This is a genomic window from Streptomyces sp. ISL-66 (assembly GCF_018614135.1).
GTDB lineage: Bacteria > Actinomycetota > Actinomycetes > Streptomycetales > Streptomycetaceae > Streptomyces.
In genome coordinates this window covers 1-6,189 of the sequence record NZ_JAGGOW010000242.1, presented here as the reverse complement: position 1 = coordinate 6,189, position 6,189 = coordinate 1, and the positions used below count along the sequence as shown (strand labels likewise).

Here is a 6,189-nt window from a genome sequence, read left to right as displayed (position 1 = left end):
ACCGGGGGCGCGCAGGGCGCCGGCGAGGTCCTTGGGGGTGGGCACGGTCTTCCCGGTGGCGGCGGAGGAGGACGCCGGGGCGGGTACGCCGCCCTCCTCGGGCTCCACGCTCGCCGGGGGCCCGCTGCCGTTGCTGCGGGCGGCTTCCGCGAGGGCCGCCTCGGGCAGGGGCGCGGAGAGGATGGCCGCGATCTCGGGGCGCGGGGCGGGCGCCGGGGAGCACAGGCCGGTGAGGTCGCGGGCGCGGACGGCCCGGGTGATCCACGTACGGTCCAGGACGCGGCGTTCGTCGGCTTCGGCGACGAGGTCCTCGGACTGGTTGTAGTCGCCGTCGGCGGCCTGGACGGCCCACAGGTGGACGGCGACCCCGTGCTCCTTGGCGGACATCAGGCCGGGCAGCAGGTCCCCGTCACCGGTGACGAGCACGACGTCCGAGCAGGCGCGGTTGCGGGCCAGCTCGGTGAGCTCGGCGTGCATGGCGGCGTCGACGCCCTTCTGTGCCCAACGGCCGTCGCTGCGGGTCAGGGCGCCCAGGCGGACGGTGACGCGGGGCATGACGCGCAGTCGGCGGTGCTCGGGCTGGGGCACCCGGTCGGGTGCTCCGTCGAACCAGTAGATCCGCAGGAGCGGCTGGTCGGTGTCGGCCTCGGCGCGCTCGCGCAGGCCCTGGATGAGCGCCGCATGGTCGACGGTGATGCGGGAGCGGGAGGGCTCTCCCGCGAGAAGGCTCGCGGCGGCGCCCAGCAGATAGCCGGCGTCCACCAGGACGACGCAGCGGTCCACGCGTACCACCCTCTTCCCCTGGGGGTCCTCTGTGTATTTCGCGGTTTCCCCGAGTCTGCCCGACGGCAACGGCCTGGACGGCCGGAACTCGATCATCGGCGTGGCGTATCTCTCAGGGGAGCGGCGGCGAGCACCGGCTACGCGCGGTAATGATCCAAAATGCGCCGTTTCCGGCCCTGTGTGAGTGTGAAGGCGTCCTGGCCCCTAGACCCTCACGGAGGTTCCCCCATGGCCAAGAACAAGAAGCAGAGCAGGGATCAGCAGAAGTCCTCGTCCCCGGGCGGCGCCGAGCAGTCCAAGGGTTCGTCGATGACCGATCAGGCGGAACAGCGGATCTCGCACGCGACACCGGCCGATATGGCCCGCAAGGGCCGCGAGAAGCGCTTCGGCCACAACTGACGCCTCCGTGCGGGCATGAGAGGGGCCCGCCCCGGTCGGTCGACCGGGGCGGGCCCCTCGCGCGCGGCATCCGTACGGCGGCGGCTATCCGGCCAGGCAGGACGGGCCGAGGAGCACCTTGAGGTCACCGAAGAGCGCGGGGTCGGGCTTGACGCGGTGCTTGTCGAGGCGGAGCACGGTGGTGGTGCGCGGCCCCTGGAGCTTGATCCGCACCTCGCTGTTGCCCTGGTGGTGGCGCAGGATCTCACCCAGCCGGGTCACCATCGGCGGGGTGACCTTGACGGTGGGGATGGTGAGGACGACGGGGGCGTTGGTTCCGGCGGAGGACAGGTCGGGGACCATCATCTCCATCGCGACCAGCCGCGGGACGTCCTCGCGCTTGTCCAGGCGGCCCTTGACGAAGACGACGGTGTCCTCGACCAGCTGGGTGGAGACGAGCTGGTAGGTGGCGGGGAAGAACATGCACTCGATGGAGCCGGCCAGGTCCTCGACGGTGGCGATGGCCCAGGCGTTGCCCTGCTTGGTCATCTTGCGCTGGAGGCCCGAGATGATGCCGCCGATGGTGACGACGGCGCCGTCCCCGTGCTCGCCGCCGGTGAGCTGGGAGATGCCGGCGTCGGTCTTGTCGGAGAGGACGTGCTCCAGGCCGAAGAGCGGGTGGTCGGAGACGTAGAGGCCGAGCATCTCGCGCTCCTGGGCGAGCAGGTAGGACTTCTCCCACTCCACGTCGGAGAACTCGACGTCGAGGCCGAAGCCCGGCTCGTCGCTCGCGCTCTCGTCACCCATCCCGCCGAAGAGGTCGAACTGGCCCTCGGCCTCCTTGCGCTTCACCGCGACCACGTTGTCGATCATCGGCTCGTGGTGGGCGACCAGGCCCTTGCGGGTGTGGCCCATCTCGTCGAAGGCGCCGGCCTTGATCAGGGACTCGACGGTGCGCTTGTTGCAGACGACGGCTTCGACCTTGTCCAGGAAGTCGGGGAACGTGGAGTACTTCCCCTTGGCCTTCCTGGTCTTGATGATCGACTCGACGACGTTGCTGCCGACGTTGCGCACCGCGGTGAGGCCGAAGAGGATCACGTCGTCGCCCTGGGCGGCGAAGTTCGGCTCCGACTCGTTCACGTTCGGCGGGAGCACCTTGATGCCCATGCGGCGGCACTCGTTCAGGTAGATCGCGGACTTGTCCTTGTCGTCCTTGACCGAGGTGAGCAGACCCGCCATGTACTCGGCCGGGAAGTTCGCCTTGAGGTAGGCGGTCCAGTAGGAGACCAGGCCGTACGCGGCCGAGTGCGCCTTGTTGAACGCGTAGCCGGCGAAGGGGACCAGGACGTCCCACAGGGCCTGGATGGCCTTGTCGCTGTAGCCGTTCTTCTTCGCGCCCTCCTGGAAGATGACGAAGTTCTTCGCCAGCTCCTCGGGCTTCTTCTTGCCCATCACGCGGCGCAGGATGTCGGCCTCGCCGAGCGAGTACCCGGCGATGATCTGGGCGGCCTTCTGGACCTGCTCCTGGTAGACGATCAGGCCGTAGGTGACCGCGAGCACCTCTTCGAGGGGCTCCTCCAGCTCCGGGTGGATCGGGGTGATCTCCTGCTGCTTGTTCTTGCGCAGGGCGTAGTTCGTGTGCGAGTTCATGCCCATCGGGCCCGGCCGGTACAGGGCCGAGACGGCGGAGATGTCCTCGAAGTTGTCGGGCTTCATCAGGCGCAGCAGGGAGCGCATGGGCCCGCCGTCGAACTGGAAGACGCCGAGGGTGTCGCCGCGGCCGAGCAGTTCGAAGGTCTTGGGGTCGTCGAGCGGCAGGCCGAGGAGATCGATGTCGATCCCCTTGTTGGCCTTCACCATCTTGACGGCGTCGTCCATGATCGTGAGGTTGCGCAGGCCGAGGAAGTCCATCTTCAGCAGGCCGAGCGACTCGCAGCTCGGGTAGTCCCACTGGGTGATGGTGACCCCGTCGGAGTGGCGGACCCAGACCGGCACGTGGTCGGTGATGGTCTCGCTGGACATGATCACGCCGGCGGCGTGCACGCCCATCTGGCGGACCAGGCCCTCCACGCCGCGGGCGGTGTCGATGACCTTCTTGACGTCCGGCTCGTTCTCGTACATCCCGCGGATCTCGCCGGCCTCGCCGTAGCGGGGGTGCGTGGGGTCGAGGATGCCGGAGAGCGAGATGCCCTTGCCGAGGACGTCGGCGGGCATGGCCTTGGTGAGGCGGTCGCCCATGGCGTACGGGTAGCCGAGGACGCGCGCGGAGTCCTTGATCGCGTTCTTGGCCTTGATCGTGCCGTAGGTGCCGATCATGGCGACCTTGTCCTGGCCGTACTTCTCGGTGACGTACCGGATCACCTCGACGCGCCTGCGCTCGTCGAAGTCGATGTCGACATCGGGCATGGAGACGCGCTCGGGGTTCAGGAAGCGCTCGAAGATCAGGCCGTGGGTGATCGGGTCGAGGTCGGTGATGCCCATGGCGTACGCGACGATCGAGCCGGCCGCGGAGCCTCGGCCCGGGCCGACCGCGATGCCCTGGTTCTTGGCCCACATGATGAAGTCGGCGACCACGAGGAAGTAGCCGGGGAAGCCCATCGAGATGATCGTGTCCATCTCGTACTCGGCCTGCTTCATCCGGTCCTCGGGGATGCCCGCGGGGTAGCGGCGGTGCATGCCCCGCATGGTCTCCTCACGGAACCAGGTGACCTCGGTGTAGCCGTCCGGGATGTCGAACTTCGGCATCAGGTTCCGGAACTGGAACATGCCTTCCGTCTCGATCTGGTCCGCGACCAGCTTCGTGTTGGCGCAGCCCTCCTGCCAGGCGTCCGAGGAGTCGATGGCGTACATCTCCTCCGTGGACTTCAGGTAGTAGCCGGTGCCGTCGAAGCGGAAGCGGTCCGGGTCCGAGAGGTTCTTGCCGGTCTGGATGCAGAGCAGGGCGTCGTGGGCGCCGGCCTCGCTCGCGTACGTGTAGTGGGAGTCGTTCGTCACCAGCGGCGGGATGCCGAGCTTCTTGCCGATCTCCAGCAGGCCGTCGCGGACCCGGCGCTCGATCTCGATGCCGTGGTCCATCAGCTCCAGGAAGTACCGGCCCTTGCCGAAGATGTCCTGGTACTCGGAGGCGGCCTTCAGGGCCTCGTCGAACTGGCCGAGGCGAAGGCGCGTCTGGAGTTCGCCGGAGGGGCAGCCGGTGGAGGCGATCAGGCCCTGCGACCACTTGCTGATGGTCTCCTTGTCCATCCGCGGCCACTTGGTGAGCCAGCCCTCGGCGTACGCGTCGGAGGACAGCCGGAAGAGGTTGTTCAGGCCGGTGGCGTTCGCCGCCCAGATCGTCTTGTGCGTGTAGCCGCCGGAACCGGACACGTCGTCGCGCTTCTGGTGGGGCTGGCCCCACTGGATGCGGCGCTTGTTGCGCCGGGACTCCGGGGCGACATAGGCCTCGATCCCGATGATCGGGGTGATTCCGGCCTTCTTCGCGGTGTGGAAGAAGTCGTACGCCCCGTGGAGATTGCCGTGGTCGGACATGGCGATGTGGCTCATGCCCATCTCCTCGCACGCGTTGAACATGTCCTTCAGCCGCGCGGCACCGTCCAGCAGGGAGTACTGGGTGTGGACGTGCAGGTGCGTGAACGGCGTCTTGGTCACGGTGGGGGCCTCCGGAGGGGAGAGAGGGGCGGCAGCTCTGAATCCTACGTCTCCCGGGTGACAGATCAGGGGCACCGGCGGGTACGGTCATGCGTTGCAGAGCCAAGGGCACCTGTCCGAAAAGCGCTCCACCCCGTACCACCTGGAGGTACCCGCCATGGCGGTTCCCGAGACGACCGACGAGCAGCGCGCCGAGCAGATACTCGACGTGTTCGACATCGCCTTCGGTGAGCTGATCACCGCCGACCCGACGGCCTTCCAGGTCAAGTTCCGGAAGATGGCCGCCTCCGCGTTCGCCTTCTACCGGGGCACGGCCTGCCTCTTCTACGCCGACCTGGAGCGCGAGCGGCACGGCGGACCGTACCTGGACGAGCGCACCGGCCGGGTGTGGATCCACGGCGATCTGCACGCGGAGAACTTCGGCACGTACATGGACGCCAACGGCCGGCTCGTCTTCAACGTGAACGACTTCGACGAGGCGTACGTCGGCCCGTTCACCTGGGACCTGAAGCGGTTCGCGGCCTCCGTCGCCCTGATCGGCTACACCAAGGCGCTCAGCGACGACCAGATCAGCGAGCTCGTGCGGACCTACGCGGCGGCCTACCGCGAGCGCATCCACGCGCTGGCCACCGGCGCCAAGAACGAGGAGGTCCCCTCCTTCACCCTGGACACCGCCGACGGCCCGCTGCTGGACGCCCTGCGCGCGGCCCGCAGCCGCACCCGCTTCTCGCTCCTCGACTCGATGACCGAGATCCGCGAGTACGAGCGCCGCTTCTCCCCCGGCGCCGGCACCATCGAGCTGGACGCGGCCACCCGGTACAAGGTGCTCGCCGCCTTCGACGGCTACCTGGAGACCCTGCCCGACGAGTCCTTGGTGCGGCCCGACTCCTACCGGGTCAAGGACGTGGTGGGCCGCCGGGGCGTCGGGATCGGCTCGGCCGGCCTGCCCTCGTACAACATCCTGCTGGAGGGCCACAGCGACGCCCTGGAGAACGACGTCGTGATCTACCTCAAGCAGGCGCAGACCCCCGCCGTGTCCCGGCACATTACCGACCGGGCGGTGCGCGAGTACTTCCGGCACGAGGGACACCGCACGGTGATCTCCCAGCGGGCCCTGCAGGCGCACGCCGACCCGTGGCTGGGCTGGACCGAGCTGGACGGGTCCGGGCAGCTGGTGGCGGAGGTCTCCCCGTACGCGGTGGACCTGGACTGGTCGGACCTGGACGACCCGGAGGAGATCGCGGCCGTGGTCGCGGACCTGGGCCGGGCGACGGCGACCATGCACGGCGCGGCGGACGAGCAGCAGAGCGGCCAGACGCTGGTCCCCTTCTCCACGGAGCGGGCCATCGACGCGGCCATCGCCGCCGACGAGCAGGGCTT

Annotated in this window: 4 protein-coding genes; 2 read left to right on the top strand and 2 right to left on the bottom strand. The window is 68.8% G+C overall.

The annotated features are described in order from the left end of the window. Positions 1-792: NYN domain-containing protein (locus J7E97_RS35165; RefSeq protein WP_215035698.1), on the bottom strand; the 792-nt coding region annotated here is incomplete at its 3' end. A gap of 219 nt (positions 793-1,011) precedes the next feature. On the opposite strand from J7E97_RS35165, the gene J7E97_RS35160 reads away from it, so the two are divergent. Then, entirely contained in the window at positions 1,012-1,182 is a 171-nt protein-coding gene (locus J7E97_RS35160; protein WP_215035696.1) for a hypothetical protein, read from the top strand. A gap of 84 nt (positions 1,183-1,266) precedes the next feature. On the opposite strand, the gene dnaE is transcribed toward J7E97_RS35160, so the two are convergent. Next, positions 1,267-4,809, bottom strand: a complete 3,543-nt coding sequence (gene dnaE, locus J7E97_RS35155) for a DNA polymerase III subunit alpha (RefSeq protein ID WP_215035694.1) — start codon at positions 4,807-4,809, stop codon at positions 1,267-1,269. A gap of 157 nt (positions 4,810-4,966) precedes the next feature. Between dnaE and J7E97_RS35150 the strand changes: the two genes are divergently transcribed. Next, the coding region (locus J7E97_RS35150) for a DUF2252 domain-containing protein (RefSeq protein WP_215035699.1) at positions 4,967-6,189 on the top strand (1,223 nt) is incomplete at its 3' end.

What these genes read in the sequence shown, in the direction of transcription:
- J7E97_RS35160 (WP_215035696.1), top strand. Translation starts at nt 1,012, where the DNA reads ATGGCCAAGAACAAGAAGCAGAGCAGGGATCAGCAGAAGTCCTCGTCC.